The sequence below is a fragment of the Bacillus massilinigeriensis genome, assembly GCF_900117315.1.
GTDB lineage: Bacteria > Bacillota > Bacilli > Bacillales > Cytobacillaceae > Bacillus_BE > Bacillus_BE massilionigeriensis.
This window is the reverse complement of sequence record NZ_LT630337.1, coordinates 3623000-3639739: the sequence shown is the minus strand read 5'-3', so window position 1 is coordinate 3639739 and position 16740 is coordinate 3623000. Positions and strand designations below refer to the sequence as shown.

15 protein-coding genes are annotated in these 16740 nt (G+C 38.2%); 13 read left to right on the top strand and 2 right to left on the bottom strand.

Features of this window, described 5'->3' with window-relative positions:
• Positions 1-362: 362 nt before the first annotated feature.
• Complete coding sequence (locus BQ6100_RS18130) at positions 363-1304, bottom strand: hypothetical protein (protein ID WP_075982945.1); 942 nt, start codon at positions 1302-1304, stop codon at positions 363-365.
• 168 nt (positions 1305-1472) lie between these two features.
• Between BQ6100_RS18130 and BQ6100_RS18125 the strand changes: the two genes are divergently transcribed.
• The 6 genes from BQ6100_RS18125 (at position 1473) to BQ6100_RS18100 (ending at position 5455) form a co-directional block, all read left to right on the top strand.
• Positions 1473-1658, top strand: a complete 186-nt coding sequence (locus BQ6100_RS18125) for a hypothetical protein (RefSeq protein WP_097677930.1) — start codon at positions 1473-1475, stop codon at positions 1656-1658.
• A 144-nt stretch (positions 1659-1802) separates the two neighbouring features.
• A complete protein-coding gene (gene flaG / locus BQ6100_RS18120; protein ID WP_075982944.1) occupies positions 1803-2165 on the top strand; it encodes a flagellar protein FlaG in 363 nt (120 codons plus the stop codon).
• Positions 2166-2189: 24 nt separating this feature from the next.
• Positions 2190-4280, top strand: a complete 2091-nt coding sequence (gene fliD, locus BQ6100_RS18115; RefSeq protein WP_075983623.1) for a flagellar filament capping protein FliD — start codon at positions 2190-2192, stop codon at positions 4278-4280.
• 30 nt (positions 4281-4310) lie between these two features.
• The gene (gene fliS, locus BQ6100_RS18110; RefSeq protein ID WP_075982943.1) at positions 4311-4712 is read left to right on the top strand and encodes a flagellar export chaperone FliS; all 402 of its coding nucleotides are present in this window, start codon (positions 4311-4313) and stop codon (positions 4710-4712) included.
• Positions 4712-5065 carry a hypothetical protein gene (locus tag BQ6100_RS18105; protein ID WP_075982942.1) on the top strand — a complete coding sequence of 118 codons (354 nt, stop codon included), beginning with the start codon at positions 4712-4714 and terminating at the stop codon, positions 5063-5065. Before fliS ends, BQ6100_RS18105 begins: the two co-directional genes overlap by 1 nt.
• A 9-nt stretch (positions 5066-5074) precedes the next feature.
• Positions 5075-5455 carry a hypothetical protein gene (locus BQ6100_RS18100; RefSeq protein WP_075982941.1) on the top strand — a complete coding sequence of 127 codons (381 nt, stop codon included), beginning with the start codon at positions 5075-5077 and terminating at the stop codon, positions 5453-5455.
• A gap of 43 nt (positions 5456-5498) precedes the next feature.
• Here BQ6100_RS18100 and BQ6100_RS18095 read toward each other — a convergent pair whose 3' ends face one another.
• Positions 5499-6584 carry an HD-GYP domain-containing protein gene (locus BQ6100_RS18095; protein WP_075982940.1) on the bottom strand — a complete coding sequence of 362 codons (1086 nt, stop codon included), beginning with the start codon at positions 6582-6584 and terminating at the stop codon, positions 5499-5501.
• A gap of 422 nt (positions 6585-7006) precedes the next feature.
• On the opposite strand from BQ6100_RS18095, the gene hpf reads away from it, so the two are divergent.
• From hpf to ftsX, 7 genes are all read left to right on the top strand, one after another.
• Positions 7007-7561: a ribosome hibernation-promoting factor, HPF/YfiA family gene (hpf, locus tag BQ6100_RS18090; protein ID WP_075982939.1), complete on the top strand. Its 555-nt coding sequence runs from the start codon at positions 7007-7009 to the stop codon at positions 7559-7561.
• 472 nt (positions 7562-8033) lie between these two features.
• Positions 8034-10547 (top strand): preprotein translocase subunit SecA, encoded by a 2514-nt coding sequence (gene secA / locus BQ6100_RS18085; RefSeq protein ID WP_075982938.1) that lies wholly within the window; start codon positions 8034-8036, stop codon positions 10545-10547.
• 328 nt (positions 10548-10875) lie between these two features.
• Positions 10876-11986, top strand: a protein-coding gene (prfB, locus tag BQ6100_RS18080) for a peptide chain release factor 2 (protein WP_097677929.1) whose coding sequence is annotated in 2 segments (ribosomal slippage) — positions 10876-10947 and positions 10949-11986 — 1110 coding nt in all. Because the reading frame shifts where the segments join, the coding sequence is not laid out codon by codon here.
• A 1211-nt stretch (positions 11987-13197) separates the two neighbouring features.
• Positions 13198-14058, top strand: coding sequence for a YitT family protein (locus tag BQ6100_RS18075; protein WP_075982936.1), 861 nt, complete (start codon positions 13198-13200; stop codon positions 14056-14058).
• A gap of 51 nt (positions 14059-14109) precedes the next feature.
• Positions 14110-14460, top strand: coding sequence for a cytochrome c551 (cccB, locus tag BQ6100_RS18070; protein ID WP_075982935.1), 351 nt, complete (start codon positions 14110-14112; stop codon positions 14458-14460).
• A gap of 568 nt (positions 14461-15028) precedes the next feature.
• Positions 15029-15715 (top strand): cell division ATP-binding protein FtsE, encoded by a 687-nt coding sequence (gene ftsE, locus BQ6100_RS18065; protein ID WP_075982934.1) that lies wholly within the window; start codon positions 15029-15031, stop codon positions 15713-15715.
• Entirely contained in the window at positions 15705-16598 is an 894-nt protein-coding gene (gene ftsX / locus BQ6100_RS18060) for a permease-like cell division protein FtsX (protein WP_075982933.1), read from the top strand. Before ftsE ends, ftsX begins: the two co-directional genes overlap by 11 nt.
• Positions 16599-16740: the final 142 nt, after the last annotated feature.

The following is a 16740-nucleotide window of genomic DNA, read 5'->3' as shown; positions in this document are numbered from 1 at the left end:
TTCATCAACTACAACGTAATTGGAAACGGTCAGCGTGAAGGTGTGAAAATGATGAAGATGAAACAATGGATAATCAGCAGCCAAGCTCCTGTGAGGAAACTCTGGAGAAGGTTCAACGACTAGAGAACACGGTCTAAAGTGAAAGCTATGACTATGAATCTCGTAGAGCAGCAAATGCTGTTCGAAGTGCCCAGCCCCTTAGTGAAGCAAGGGTGAAGATATAGTCTATTCTATGATCGAAAGACATAGCGGCAAAGCAAGCCAACCAACAACCACAAGGAGTTTTACAACTCCTTCGTTAATACTTATAGTCAAATTAGGGATTCTAGTTTTACTAGAATCCCTTTTGAGTGATTTTGGGGCTATAATAATATTTTGTTATTTAATAAAATACAAACCAAAACTATTTGACTGATCGTAAGTCCAGTTATTCCTTTTATATCATTTATATATTTCCAATACTTAGATTCAATATAAATTTGGTAAGCTTTAGTATCCTTGTGATTTTTTATATATAAGGATATTTTTTTATAATAGTCCAAAAAACTATCTCGGTTAGAGAAAATGTTTAAGAGATTGGGTAAAGTACATAAATGACTATTCACTTCAAATGTGGGTTTGCTTAAATAGATATCTTTCGGAAGACAAATTGTCGTTCTCTTTGGTGACTTCCTTGGGTTAATAGAATTCATTTTTATCATTTTCCTCTCCATTACTGGAGGAAGGAACGGTTCAACTAAACGATAGAAATAATAAATTTGTAGCTGATTATAAATTACTAGACGGTTTTGACCATCTAATGAGAAATACAGGGAAAATTTTTGTTCTATTAGATCGATTAAACGTTGATTTTCCTTACGTTTAAAGTTGTCTGTTGATAGAATTATTTTTCTTGGTACTTTGTTCTCTATCTTTAAATGACCATCGTCAAGATACCACCATGCCAATGCCTTTGCATCTAAAAATTTATCCAAGTAATTAAATGGGACTATTTTTCTCCTGTTTTGATACCAAATGGATTCAAGATAAGTAATGATATTTGATGTTTTTGATTGGACCATGTAACTTTCTGTATAGCCTTGTGATACTCTTGCATCTTGGATTTTTCTATAAATAGGGGGATTGAGAGGAATGAAAGGCTTGAGCTGTTGATAACAATAATAACACCATTCAAAATCTGATAACTTATGTATAAATTGAAATCTGGGACTTCTACCAACTTGGCAAGTAATACATCCATCTCCTAACAGTTTTCCGCAAATAGAAGAGAAAAAGGATTCTTTTAATTCATTTAAGTTTTCCAATTTAATCCCCTTCCAATATAAATCTCTCTCTTTAATATAGAACGTTTGTTCCTGTAATACAATAAGTAAAATACAATTACTGAGAACTAATTAAAATGATTTAATATTCAATCCTTTTCTGCTATGATTATGACAGAATTATTTGGAATAAAAAGGGGGTTCGTCGATTTGGGTTTTAACATCGGGGGAATACAAATCCAAAGTCCAATGGCACAATTAGTACTAGAAAATAAACAGGCTGCGGAAGAAGTGATAAAAGGTAAAATTAGAGAGGCAATTAATGATCCAGCCAAAACTATTCGTGAGATTCAACAGCCCTCTCCTTTTTCACAATTTCTAGATATAAAAGTATAATGAAATTTATTTACCTCTTATCCTCAGCTATAAGGGGTATTTTTTTTGATATATAAACAATAATTATTTTGGGACAGAAAACCTCAATATTTGTGTAGATTTGTCGATATAAAAAATAGGAATGTCATCCGAGGAGGAATGGATATGATTAATCAAATAGGAGCAAATACGGTATCCCCTCAACCAAGAATGTCAGATAATCATTTCAGAAATGAAGTGCCAAAGGGAATGGAACAGCCAGCTAATCAATCAAAAGAAGAAAGCCAAGATAAGGTTAAGGTAAAACAAAAGGATATTAAAGATGTAGTTCAGGGTTTGAATGATTTTATTCAACCGACCCATACCTCTTTGAAATTTGAATATCACGAAAAACTAGATGAATATTTTGTGAAATTAATAGATGAAAATACACATGAAGTAATAAGAGAGATTCCTTCAAAAAAGGTACTAGATATGTACGCAGCGATGAAAGAATTTCTCGGATTAATGGTAGATAAAAAGATATAAAGAAGGTGATGGATTTTGGGTAACATGCGGATTGGCGGTTTAGCCAGTGGAATGGATATTGATACGATGGTTTCTGAATTGATGAAGGCTCAGAGAACTGGATTAGATAAATTAAAGCAGAAGAAGCAGATAATAGAATGGCAACGTGATGATTATCGTTCTATGAATACATTGCTTCTAGATTTTAGAGCTGAGCTTACACAAATGAAACTAACCTCCAAATATAGATCAAGGCAAACAGCCTCAACTGATGAGTCTAAATTAACTGCTGTAGCTAGTAGTGGAGCAAGTGTTTCTTCTTATACTATTTCAAATGTCACTCAGCTAGCTAGCGCTGAGACAAAGGTGAATGGCGGTAAAATATATAATACAGAACTTGATACTAGCAAAAGTCTCTACAGTCAAAAGGATAATTTTACTTATCCAGGAACAAATGTATGGAGAGACGGAGCTGTGCTTAGTAAGAATATTACAACAACTGCAGATGGTAAGATTGTTAGTTTTGGTGATATGTCCAATATAAAAACAGACGAACTAAGTTCTTGGAGTGTTCAAGTAAATGGTATTGGTTTTGACGCAGTAACGGATTATCCTAGAGATCCTTCTAATAATCCATTGCCTTTAAAAGAAAACCAAGTTCTGATAAAAGCCGATGGGTCTATGGAATTTGGAAAATCACTTGCTAAAGATAGTGTTGTCAATATAAACTACGTAGCAAAAAATCGCACAGAGAATCTAACACTATCAAAGGATACAAAAACCTGGCAGCTATCACAGGGTGCAATAAATACTATTTCAACGTTTACACTTACTGAAAAAGATAAAGATGGAAATGTGGTAGGTACAGCACCAACTTTTATTATTGATGGAAATAATATAAAAAAAGAAAAAGATGATGGTAGTTATGAAGTGGTTGGAACCGTAGATAAGAATACTGGTTTGATTACCTTTAATGAGAAAATGCCTTTACCTGCTGAGGGTGCAGAAACCATTACGAGTGTCTCTATCGCATACGACCACAAATTCACCAATTTCTCCATGGACACTTACACATCTAAAGGAGAAAGACATGCCGATTTCTTAATCTCAGGTAGTGAGTCTCTCAATAATGTAATAAATAGAGTAAATAGTTCCAGCGTCGGAGCTAATATGTTTTACGATTCACATACTGGCCAACTTTCATTGACACGTACCGAAACAGGGGATTTTAATAAAAATGGTCAGGAAATTTTTACTAATGGGAGTTTTATAAACGATGTTCTACGTTTTAAAGGAGCTACTATTAAGGTCGAAGGAAAAAATGCGAAATTATCCATCAACGGTCTTGCAACCGAAAGAACATCGAACACCTTCGAAATGAATGGTGTCACTTTTACAGTAAAACAGGAATTTACCAATCCAGTAAGTATTTCAATAAGCAATAAAGCAGAAGATGTATTTAACAATATCAAAGACTTTGTCACAAAATACAATGAATTAATTGACAAAATTAATAAGAAGACCAGTGAAACACGTTATCGTGACTATACTCCATTAACAGATGATCAGCGTGAAGAGCTTTCCGATAAACAACAAGAGCTATGGGAAGAAAAGGCTAGGAGTGGTTTGCTGAAAAATGATACCATTCTATCTTCCGTATTATATGGAATGCGCACAAATTTCTCTCAATCCGTGACAAATGATAAAACAGCGGCTGCATTTAACCAGCTTTCAAAAATTGGAATCAAAACAACTGCAAACTACTTAGAAGGCGGAAAATTAGAAATTGACGAAGCAGCTCTAAAAAAGGCAATAGAAGCGGATCCAGATTCTGTAGAAAACCTTTTTAGAGGAGATGGAATAACTACAAGCCAAAAAGGGATTGTCCAGCGTTTGTACGAAACGGTATCTGGTACGATGGATAAACTAAAGCTGAAGGCGGGTAACTCCTTTTCAGTAAACGATACATTCACTCTCGGCAAACAGCTAGACAACGTCGACGACCAAATCGATCGCTTCGAGGACAAGCTCGAAATGCTAGAAGATCGCTACTGGCGTCAATTCACAGCGATGGAGCAGGCAATCCAGCGATCTAATTCACAGTCTATGTATTTATCGAACTATTTCAGTAGTTAATCCCTGATTCAAAAAGGAGAGAACAAATCAATGGCAATTAAAAATCCATACGAATCCTACCAACAAAATGCAGTAACGACTGCATCACCTGGTGAGATGACGTTAATGTTATATAACGGTTGCATAAAATTCATCAATCTTGCCCGTGTTGCGATTAAGGAAAACAATATCGAGCAAAAAAACCTTAACCTACAAAAGGCACAAAATATCATCAGTGAACTGATGGTTACATTAAATATGGACATCGAGATTTCCAAAAACATGATGAGCCTATACGATTTTATCAATCGTCAGCTGATTGATGCGAATCTTAAAAACGATGTGGCCATTCTTGATGAAGCGGCTGCCTTAGTTACAGAATTCCGTGACACATGGAAGCGGGTTATCCAAATCAATCGCCAGAAGCAATTTGGTCAAGGCGGACAAATATAATGAACCCGGTTCAGGAATTCTATCAATATACGGTCGAGTTAATCGAGCTACTAGAAAAGCCTGAGCAACAAGAAGAGCGCGATGGTAGAATTGAACGAGTTCAACAGCTGCTTGATTTACGTGAAAAAGTCATGCATGAAATCAAAAAGCCCCTAAATCAGGAAGACCAAGCGACGATGAAAAGGATTTTTGACTTAAATGATCGGCTGAACTTGCTCCTTGAAAAACAAAAGCGACAAATTCAGCTTGATATTAGAGGCCTCAGTCAGAAAAAGGTCTCAAACAATAAATACGTTAACCCATACCAAAACTTATCTTCTTCCGATGGGATGTTTTACGATAAGAGAAAATAGGTGAACCGATTGACAAAACTTAATGAGGACCAATTTCAAATGATTGGCCAATATACAGAATTACTAGATACCATCGAAGAAGCTTTTTCCTATATCATTACTAGCTTTGAAAACATTGAGCTTACAGCTACGAATCAATTAATTGGCGATATAATCACTGCTTTTCAGCAGATCATCGTTACAAATGATCAGCTAGCTGAGCTTTTGAAAAATGAGTCGGCATTAATTCAAAATATTAAAGCCTTCCACGGTGTCATCCAACAGGCAGAAAAACTCGAAGGCGTCTGGAATGACCCCATTCAAAAGCAAACGATTATTCGTGAGCAGCTTTATCCTGCTTTTGCAGAATGGAAGGCAGGACTACAACCACAATTAAAATTAGTCAATTAATCAATAAAAATCCCGCCTACACAAATAGGCGGGTTTATCTATTTCAATGAACAGAACTTAATTCGTCACTTACTTCCTGGGCATCCTTATCATCCGCCACCCCAACAATCCTCAAAGAAACCCTCTCCCTCAAATCAAAATACTCATCCTCCACCCTCACCAAAGGCTGATGCGGCTCATTCTCATGAATAAATACGATCTCACCAACTTTACCGTTGCTCAACATCACCTCTTGATGTAGATGCTGCCTCATAATATACCCAACAAACGGAACGACAATCGCTGGATTTAAATAATTTTTATGGGTTTGGTCAATGAGCTCGTAAACCCCGTTGAAGTGATTTTTCTTTTCTCCATAATTCCGTTTCATACTCATGGCATTGAAGCAGTCAGCGACTGAAATGATCTGAATATAAAATGGGATATCGCCCTGTTTAATTTGGTTCGGGTAACCGGTGCCGTTCAATCTTTCATGATGATATAGAGCCGTTTGGGTAATGATGGGGTCCAGTTCAGGTATCACAGATAAAATCTCACAGCCATATTCTGTGTGCTTTTGAATTTGTTCGAATTCACTTTTCGTTAGTGGCAGTTCATTGTCGTATAATTCTTCATCGACCTTAAGCATGCCAATGTCATGGAATAACCCCATTTCGGCTAGTAAATAGCATTCGTTCCGACTGAAGCCTAGTAGCTTGCCAATCATAGCCGCGATGATTCCGCTGTTAACGCTATGCTGAAATAAATATTCGGATTTATTGATTTCTTTTTGAATGACAGGCAAAATGGCTAAATCCTGCAAGGATAGTGTAACAAGGAGCTTATAAGTCCCTCTAATGTCGGCTAGGTCAACCGTTTGCCCATTCACTAGACGACGGAAGGCCTCCTTAACCTGTGATTGAAAGGACTTATATGGTTTGGCGGTAGGTGATTTCCTTGGATCAACGGATGGTTCTCTGCTGCTTAAATCGACAGAGATTCTCTCCCCAAACCGATAATTCTGCAGCAACAATATATGGGTTTCGTTTAAGACCGTTCCTTTTTTTAAAAGCAAAATTCCTTGATCAGAGAAAATATCCTCAGCAAGCTCACTTCCCACTAAATCCAAAGAAATTTGTTCAAGTTCCATAGTCTTTCTCTCCTCACATATAAAAATAATAAAAACCATTTTATACTCAGAAAAACGAAATGCTACAGCTCAAATGAGTCCATAAACCAAAGAGGAAAACACGGCATTCTAACTCGATTTTTCAAAAAATCCTATATCAAATCATTCGACAAATGGACCTAAATACCCTATGATTTCGAATGAGTGAATATGGAAAAAAAGTGAATTTTTCCAAACCATTACCTGCAGCTATTCATAAAATCCCTTCACTATTTCGACAAATTTATCATACTTTTTCACTGTTTTAGCAGGAGTTTTATAGGTTAAAATAGAATCTATATACATAGTCTTAAATAAAGACTAAGTGGCTTTTGGGGTTAGTGATTGGGATGGAACACCCTAAAAAGTCAGAGTAATTGGAAAAGAGAAGGAGGAGTTCATCTATGAATTATAACGTTCGTGGAGAAAACATTGAGGTAACTCCAGCAATTAGAGAGTATGTTGAAAAGAAGATTTCTAAATTGGAACGGTATTTTATTGAAACACCTGAAGCAAATGTCAACGTGAACCTAAAGGTTTATAATGATAAAAAGTCGAAGGTTGAGGTAACGATTCCTCTACCACAACTAGTATTACGTGCAGAAGAAGCAAATGAGGATATGTATGCGGGAATTGACTTAATTACCGATAAATTAGAACGTCAAATTCGTAAACATAAAACAAAAGTTAACCGAAAATTCCGTGAAAAAGGAAATGCGGATATCCTTTTCAAAACAGTTTCTGAAGAAGCAGATGCTCCACAAGTAGAAGAGGATAATGAACTTGAACTTGTTCGTCAAAAAAGCTTCGATTTAAAACCAATGGATAGCGAAGAAGCCATCCTACAAATGAATATGCTAGGACACAGCTTCTATGTATTCACAAATGCAGAAACAAACCGTACAAACGTTGTTTATAAACGTAAGGACGGCCGCTACGGTTTAATTGAAGCACATTAATCTGAAAATAACATCCTAATGATAAAAAGGGCCCCTACAGTTGACTGTAGGGGTCTTTAGCTTCTAAACAAATGCGTTTGATCGAGCAGCATCTTCAAGATTAGCTCTGTTGGAAGGAAAAATGATGTAACAGTTTATCGGGAAATGGCCAAACTAGTAATAAAGACAAAAATCATAGTAAAATACATATTTCCTTCCCTTCATGAAACTTTTTGCCAAGTCAACCGTAGAACAATCTATTCGAAATATTTTATACTTACATTCGACAGGCTTCTCATAAGTTGTCACTAAATATTGTAAGTGGTAATATATATAGGGAATTACTCGAAATACTATGAGAGGATTCGGCTTGTCATGAGGCGAATTTTTTTCATTAAGAATGAATGGACAACCAAATGGTGCGCCAATTTTACATCATCCTCGATTGCTCGCTCATGAGTTCTCTCGTATCCAATATAAAAGGAGCGTTTGTATGCTTGGAATTTTAAATAAGGTGTTTGATCAGAATAAACGTGATTTGAAGCGTTTAGCCAAAATCGCTGATCAAATTGAAGCTCTTGCCTCTGAAACGGAAAAATTTACTGATGACGAATTACGCGGAAAAACTGAAGAATTTAAAGCTAGATATCAAAACGGGGAGTCACTAGATGACCTTCTTGTTGAAGCATTTGCTATTGTGCGTGAAGCAGCGAAACGTGTTTTAGGCCTATACCCATATCCTGTTCAATTAATGGGCGGTGTTTCCTTACATGAAGGGAATATTTCCGAGATGAAAACGGGGGAAGGGAAAACATTAACCTCCACAATGCCCGTTTATTTAAATGCCCTATCTGGAAAAGGCGTACACGTTGTTACAGTCAACGAATACTTAGCAAGCCGTGACGCAGTTGAAATGGGTCAGCTTTATGAATTTTTAGGATTAACGGTCGGTCTAAATACAAATGGCTTATCAAAGGAAGAGAAGCAAGCAGCCTATGCTTGTGACATTACTTATAGCACAAATAACGAATTAGGCTTCGACTATTTACGTGATAACATGGTGCTTTATAAAGAGCAAAAGGTTCAGCGGCCACTTTTTTACGCGGTCATTGACGAGGTTGACTCGATTTTAATTGATGAAGCCCGTACGCCATTAATTATTTCTGGCCAAGCTCAGAAGTCTACTGCTTTATATCATCAAGCGAATACGTTTGTTCGTATGTTGAAAAAGGAAGAAGACTATACGTATGATGAAAAAACTAAGGGTGTTCAGCTGACAGAAGAAGGGATGACAAAGGCAGAAACTATCTTTGGAATCGAAAACCTTTTTGATGTCTCCCACGTAACCTTGAACCATCATATTTCTCAAGCGTTAAAAGCACATGCTAGTATGCATCGCGATATAGATTATGTTGTTCAAGACGGTGAAATCATTATCGTTGACCAGTTCACTGGCCGCTTAATGAAGGGACGCCGTTATAGTGAAGGTCTGCATCAAGCAATTGAAGCAAAAGAAGGCCTCGAGGTTCAAAATGAAAGCATGACCTTAGCAACCATCACATTCCAGAACTACTTCCGTATGTATGAAAAACTTGCGGGGATGACTGGTACAGCGAAGACAGAAGAAGAGGAATTCCGCAACATTTATAATATGAATGTTATCGTGATTCCAACGAACAGACCAATCATTCGTGATGACCGAGCAGATTTAATTTACTCTTCGATGAATGGGAAGTTTCGTGCGGTAGTTGAGGATATTGCAGAGCGCCATAAAAATGGTCAACCGGTCCTTGTTGGTACGGTTGCAATTGAAACCTCTGAATTAATCTCTAAATATTTAACGAAAAAAGGCATTCCACATAATGTGTTGAACGCGAAAAACCATGGTCGTGAGGCTGAAATTATTTTAGATGCCGGACAAAAAGGTGCAGTTACGATTGCAACGAACATGGCTGGTCGTGGTACGGATATCAAGCTGGGCGAAGGTGTAAAAGAGCTTGGTGGACTTGCTGTTATTGGTACGGAACGTCATGAGAGCCGTCGTATCGATAACCAGCTCCGTGGACGTTCTGGTCGTCAAGGAGATCCAGGGGTAACCCAATTCTATCTTTCAATGGAAGATGAATTAATGCGACGCTTTGGTTCAGATAATATGAAAGCGATGATGGAGAAGCTCGGAATGGATGATTCCCAGCCAATCCAAAGTAAAATGGTTTCAAAAGCGGTTGAATCTGCACAAAAACGTGTAGAAGGTAACAACTTCGATGCTCGTAAACAGCTTTTACAATATGACGATGTGCTTCGTCAGCAACGTGAAATTTTATATAAACAACGTAACGAAGTATTGGAGTCAGAAAGTCTTCGTGAAATTGTTGAAAATATGATTCAAACTTCGATTGAGCGTAATATCGGGGCACATGATCTTGATAATGATGAACAACTACAAGAAAATCTTGAAAATATCGTTGACTATATCGAAGGAAATCTCCTCCGTGAAGGCGATATTACCATCGATGATTTACGCGGAAAAGATACCGATGAGGTTGTCGAATTCGTATTCGCTAAAGTTAAAGAACGTTACGATGAAAAGGAAGAGCAGCTTGGCTACGACCAAATGCGCGAATTCGAAAAGGTTATCGTTCTTCGTTCCGTAGACTCTAAGTGGACCGACCATATTGATGCTATGGATCACCTTCGTGAAGGAATCCATTTACGCGCCTATGGACAAATTGACCCCCTTCGCGAATACAACCATGAAGGTTTTGCGATGTTTGAAGCAATGATATCTTCCATCGAGGATGACGTTGCGAAATATATCATGAAGGCGGAAATTCGCAACAACCTAGAACGTGAAGAAGTAGCAAAAGGTCAAGCGGTGAATCCGAAAGAAGAGGGCCAACCAGTTAAGAAAAAGCCTGTCGTGAAAAAGGAAAACATCGGCCGCAACGCACCATGCCCTTGCGGAAGCGGGAAGAAATATAAGAATTGTCATGGAAAGTTTGAATAAACTTTAGTTTCGTGTTTTTTCGGGAGGGGTTGAATTTAGATTGACTCCCTTTTGATACACGAGTTGGTTTTTTTGATGAAAAGAGGGGCCGGCGAAGCTGTTTTTAACGGCTTTGCCGACTCTTTTTTCCTGCTTGTTTTGAGTTTTGGACTAAATGGTGCTATCCATGGAAAAGGGTTCGGCCCCGGAATTAATAAAATCATGGACGCCTGAAAAAAATTCTTAAGGTTGAAATCGTGACTTTAAAGGATGATAATAAAAAACAACATCCAAATCATACAGCAAATCATGTTTTATAGAATATAATTATTTTTGAGGTGAACCGTATATGGAATTAGGAGATATTCGTAACGAACTAGAAAAAACGGCTAAGAGATTAGCGGACTTTAGGGGGTCTCTTTGACTTAGATAACAAAGAGGCACGCATTGCCCAGCTCGAGGATGAAATGACATACCCGAATTTTTGGGATGACCAACAGAAGGCACAAACGGTTATTGCTGAAGCAAATGGTCTGAAGGATGAGGTCAATGAGTTTCATGATATGAATGAAACCTTCGAAAATCTCGAGCTAACCTATGAGCTTGTTAAGGAAGAAAGCGACGAAGAGCTACAGCAGGAATTGGAAGAAGAGTTAAAGGATTTAACGAACCGACTAAACCAATTCGAATTAAACCTCCTTTTAAGCGGAGAATATGATAAAAATAATGCCATTTTAGAGCTTCACCCAGGTGCAGGTGGAACGGAATCTCAGGACTGGGGATCCATGCTCCTTCGCATGTACACAAGATGGGCAGAGAAAAAAGGCTTCAAAGTAGAAACACTTGACTATTTACCAGGTGATGAGGCAGGAATCAAAAGTGTCACACTTGCCATCAAAGGTCATAATGCATACGGATATTTAAAAGCAGAAAAAGGGGTACACCGATTGGTAAGGATCTCTCCATTTGATGCATCCGGCCGCCGTCATACATCCTTCGTATCCTGTGAAGTGATGCCTGAATTTAACGATGACATCGAAATCGAAATCCGTACAGCCGATTTAAGAATTGATACGTATCGTTCAACCGGAGCCGGTGGTCAGCATATTAACACAACTGATTCAGCCGTTCGTATCACCCATATTCCAACAGGAATCGTCGTGAGCTGCCAAACCGAGCGCTCCCAAATCAAAAACCGCGAAACCGCAATGAAAATGCTAAAAGCAAAGCTCTACCAAAAGAAAATTGAAGAGCAAGAGCAGGAGCTACTTGAAATTCGCGGCGAGCAAAAGGAAATCGGATGGGGCAGCCAAATTCGTTCCTACGTTTTCCACCCCTACTCCATGGTAAAAGATCACCGCACCAACACCGAGATCGGAAATGTTCAAGCGGTCATGGACGGGGATATTGATGTTTTCATTGATGCTTATTTGCGTTCGAAGTTGAGCTTGGCGGAGTAAGTAATTTTAGTTGTGAATGGGGAGTTGTTCTTATGACTCCTCTGGCAGTGACTGGTGTGATGATGCTGCTTAAGGCCTTTGCCGTTATGGTGGGGGTCTTTTTTGTTTTGTTTAGGTTTGGGGGTTGAACTAGTCTATTTTGTGTGGGTTTTGTGTTGTTTGGGGCATGCAACAGACTTGTTAGGTAAATTCCGCATTTATCTTGTGCAAAGTAAAATATTTATTGTCTGTAATGGTGGGCTTGGCTGTGGGGATTGAGTAATTTGTGTGGCTTACATCACGTTGGTTTTTCACGAAATTGAGATATTTGATGTTTGAATCGGTCATTTCTGAAGTTGGGTTTTGAAAAATGGATATTGATTTGTATTTCTGTGGAATGGAAATTTGAAGGATTGGTTAGTGGTGGGTTTTTCCATGTAATTGGGCTTGAAAGATTGAAATTTTTACTCATTTTTCCTTAAAAACTACTATTATTTTGGAAAAAGCAATGTGAAACTCGTTATTTTCTCCCCATTAATGGGTTGAACAGGAGAATCTATACCAAAAATTCAGGTTGAATCCCTGATTATTCGCGAAAAATCAAATTTATTCGCGAAAATTAGAGAAATACTCGCGAAATTTGAAATTTATTCGCGAAAACATGACTTTTATTCGCGAATCCAAAATTTATTCGCGAAACTCTATGAATACTCGCGATAATTGAGGGATTTTCGCGAAATTTCCCATTTATTCGCGAAACCAATGTACGTGAAACCCAGTTGTTGTACGCGAACCCCAGCCTTTATTCGTAAATCCCAACTAATGTTCGCGAACCTCCAAGAATTCATGCGAAACTAAACCAGAAATTCAAGTTTCCTCCCAAGCCTCCCATTTAACTACTCCCTCTAAATCAATTATTTTTATAAATCCCCAAATAGCAAAAGAATAATTATAGACCCCTCCACTGAAACTAAAACTAAATTAAATTCCTATTCCCCAACACATCCACCAAACGAGCGGCGAACAGAGAGCGGGACAGTTAACCCGCCCCTTGGCCCCTCCGTTCCGAACAGACGAGCGGGACAATGAACCTGTCCCCATGTCCCGCGGAACCTGTCCCGTCCCACCCCTCTCCCGCTTTAACACGGCAAACGGCTGGCATTTACTTATTTCTCGACCACATGTTATACTCACTGTCGGCAATCATGTAACTAAAGGAGTAGTGAGCAACAATGAGACGAAAGCAGCGTACATATCATCCAAAATTAGAGAGACTTTTTGAATATATATATATCTTGATTGGGTCGGCGATTGTTGGTTTGTCATTTAATGTGTTTTTGCTGCCGAACCGTGTGGCTTCAGGTGGGGTCAGTGGGATTAGTACGATTACGCATGAGGTATTTGGGTGGGAACCGGCATTTGTTCAGTGGGCATTTAATATTCCGTTGTTTATTGCAGGAGTAATTTTCTTAGGAAAGCATTATGGAATAAAGACTTTATTGGGAACCGTGTTTCTTCCTTTTATTGTCTTTTTAACAAATGATATTGAACCGTGGACACATGATCCGTTATTGGGTGCATTATTTGGAGGAATGGGTGTCGGGATGGGGCTCGGTTTGGTCTTTCGGGGGAACGCTTCAACCGGTGGAACGGATTTAGCGGCACAAATTATTAATAAATATACAGGACTTACTTTAGGCACATGCGTCATGATTATCGATGGGCTGATTGTGCTTACGGCAGCGACGGTTTTTAATATTGAGAGCGGGTTATATGCGTTAATTGGGCTCTTTGTCACAAGTAAAACCATTGACTTAGTGCAGGTGGGGTTCAATCGTTCGAAGATGGCGATGATTATCACCAACAAGCAGGATGAGGTTCGAGAAGGGATATTGAATAAAATAAACCGTGGTGTGACAAAACTATCTGCATACGGAGGTTATACTGAATCTGAGCGGCCTGTTCTAATGGCAGTGGTGGATCAAACAGAATTCACAAAATTGAAACATCTTGTCGAAACCATTGATCCGACTGCGTTTGTTATTGTCATGGATGCGGCTGAGGTGCTTGGCGAGGGTTTCAAAAGGGGCTAGAATTGGTATAATATTCTTGAAATACGCTAATTATCTTGAGGGGGAGTTTATGTGAAGAAGAAGCTACTAGCTTTACTAATGGGAACCTCTCTAGTACTTGCTGCTTGTGGCGGCGGGGATGATGCTGGAGAGAGCAAAGACACAGGATCTAGTGATTCTGGTACAACAACAGAAACAGCTAGCGGTGGAGATGCAGAGAAATTATTTAGTCAGAAATGTTCTAGTTGCCACGCTGCAGATTTAACAGGTGGCGTAGGTCCTGACTTAACAAAAGTGGGCGCGAAGCTTTCAAAAGATGAAATTGAAAAAATCATTGTAGATGGACAAAATGCAATGCCTGCTGGACAATTAACAGGCGCAGATGCAACAACTGTTGCTGATTGGTTAGCTGCAAAAAAATAAGAGAGTAGCATAACCTTTCAAATGTAATGAGCGGAATTATAGTAGAAATAGAATGAATCAAATAATAAATGGAAGGATGAATGAAGACATCTTTTACCTACAGGAGATGTCTTCAACATCCTTCTTTTTTTGTTCCCATCTTTTCTTTACTAAAAAAATCCCCCTAAATAACTAAATTTGTTGTAGAACATTTGGACTAGAAAGGAGGATATTGGCGTTTTTTATCGTATTTTAATTAAAAAAGAGGAAAATGTCGGATATATTGGTTTCTTGAAAAGAAAATGTAATATTTTAACCGACCAATTTGCCGATATATGATGTTATAATGGTTAATGTGCTGAAGTGAACAATATTTTGTTAGGACATTAGGGAATTTGTCGAAGATTCCTATTCTTTTTGTCGTTCTTTGAAAATGGTTATTTAACGTAATGATTCATACTAGACCGCTTATTTTGAACCTAAATAAATCGTCTTTTGCCTCGGATATTGCAACATGTTTTAGACAGGTTACGACTAAACAACATTTCATTTACTCAGATAAAATTCAAACTAAACTTAGGTGATGTTAATGATAGAAATGCAAGACGTATATAAAAAATATCCGAACGGTGTAATTGCAGCAAACGGTATTGATGTTCGGATTAAGCAAGGTGAATTCGTATATGTAGTTGGCCCAAGTGGGGCTGGTAAATCTACCTTTATCAAAATGATGTATAGAGAAGAAAGGCCAACAAAAGGTACCATCATGATTAACGGTGTCAATCTTGGAAAATTAAGAAATAATCGGGTTCCATTATTAAGACGTAATATTGGAGTCGTATTCCAGGATTTTAAACTGTTACCAACATTAACTGTGTTTGAAAATGTCGCTTTTGCCCTTGAGGTTATTGAGGAGCAGCCGAAGACTATCAAAAGACGTGTCATGGAAACTTTGGATCTAGTTGGTTTGAAGCATAAAGCAAGAATGCTTCCAACTGAGCTTTCAGGTGGAGAGCAACAAAGGGTGTCCATTGCCCGTTCCATCGTTAACTCTCCAAAAGTAGTTATTGCAGACGAGCCAACAGGGAACCTGGACCCTGAAACCTCATGGGAAATCATGAATATTTTTGAAGAAATCAACACGAGAGGCACAACCGTAGTTATGGCAACACACAACAGAGAAATTGTGAACACAATTAAGCATCGGGTCATTGCGATTGAAAGTGGAAGAATTGCCCGTGACGAAGTAAGAGGTGATTACGGATATGAAAGCTAGAACTCTTCGTCGTCATTTTAGAGAAAGTGCCAAAAGCTTAAGCAGAAATGGTTGGATGACCTTTGCGTCAGTAAGTGCCGTAACGGTAACTTTAATTTTAGTTGGTGTATTTTTCGTCATTATGATGAATCTAAATAAAGTTGCTACGACAATTGAGGAGGACGTGGAAATCCGCGTTCACATCGATCTCACTGCCAATAAAGAACAGCAGGAATTGCTCAAAAATCAAATCGAGAATATTTCGCAAGTAAAAGGTGTGACGTTCTCTTCTAAAGCAGAAGAGCTACAGCATCTGATTGACAGTATGGGAGAAGAAGGGGATGCCTACAAGCTATTTGAGCAGGATAACCCACTAAACGATGTATTTATCGTAAAGACGAAAAACCCTACAGATACCATGAAAGTAGCTAAGAAAATTGAAAAAATGGACTATGCTGCCAAAGTGAAATACGGTCAAGGGAAAGTGGAGAAGCTTTTCAAAAGCATCAAGGTTAGCCGTAATGTTGGCCTAGTTCTAATCATTGGACTACTTTTCACAGCGATGTTCTTAATCTCGAATACAATCAAAATTACGATCATTGCACGTAGAAATGAAATTGAGATTATGAGGTTAGTAGGTGCAACCAATGCCTTTATCCGCTGGCCATTCTTCTTAGAAGGTCTTTGGCTAGGATTATTAGGAGCAGTGATTCCAATTGCTCTTGTCAGCACAGCCTATTACTATGCCTATGGTTACCTTCAGCCAAGGCTGGAAGGGAACTTCATTCAAATATTAGAATTCAGCCCATTTGTCTATCAAGTTTCTTTCCTCCTCTTATTAATGGGTGGAATAATTGGAATTTGGGGAAGCTTAATGTCCGTTAGAAAGTTTTTGAAGGTTTAAACGGTTTTAGTAAAAGAAAAAATGGACGCCTGTCAACAAATCTATCTATCGATAAAAGTTGGACAGGCTCCTCAAAATATTTTAATAGGTTAGTAGAGAAAACTGACGATTTACCCTACATAGTAGATAGGAAAGGAGAAAT

Excerpts from the sequence above, each read along its gene's own strand:
- flaG (WP_075982944.1), top strand. The coding sequence starts at position 1,803 with ATGATTAATCAAATAGGAGCAAATACGGTATCCCCTCAACCAAGAATG.
- fliD (WP_075983623.1), top strand. The coding sequence starts at position 2,190 with ATGCGGATTGGCGGTTTAGCCAGTGGAATGGATATTGATACGATGGTT.
- fliS (WP_075982943.1), top strand. The coding sequence starts at position 4,311 with ATGGCAATTAAAAATCCATACGAATCCTACCAACAAAATGCAGTAACG.
- BQ6100_RS18105 (WP_075982942.1), top strand. The coding sequence starts at position 4,712 with ATGAACCCGGTTCAGGAATTCTATCAATATACGGTCGAGTTAATCGAG.
- BQ6100_RS18095 (WP_075982940.1), bottom strand. The coding sequence starts at position 6,584 with ATGGAACTTGAACAAATTTCTTTGGATTTAGTGGGAAGTGAGCTTGCT.
- hpf (WP_075982939.1), top strand. The coding sequence starts at position 7,007 with ATGAATTATAACGTTCGTGGAGAAAACATTGAGGTAACTCCAGCAATT.
- secA (WP_075982938.1), top strand. The coding sequence starts at position 8,034 with ATGCTTGGAATTTTAAATAAGGTGTTTGATCAGAATAAACGTGATTTG.
- BQ6100_RS18075 (WP_075982936.1), top strand. The coding sequence starts at position 13,198 with ATGAGACGAAAGCAGCGTACATATCATCCAAAATTAGAGAGACTTTTT.
- ftsE (WP_075982934.1), top strand. The coding sequence starts at position 15,029 with ATGATAGAAATGCAAGACGTATATAAAAAATATCCGAACGGTGTAATT.
- ftsX (WP_075982933.1), top strand. The coding sequence starts at position 15,705 with ATGAAAGCTAGAACTCTTCGTCGTCATTTTAGAGAAAGTGCCAAAAGC.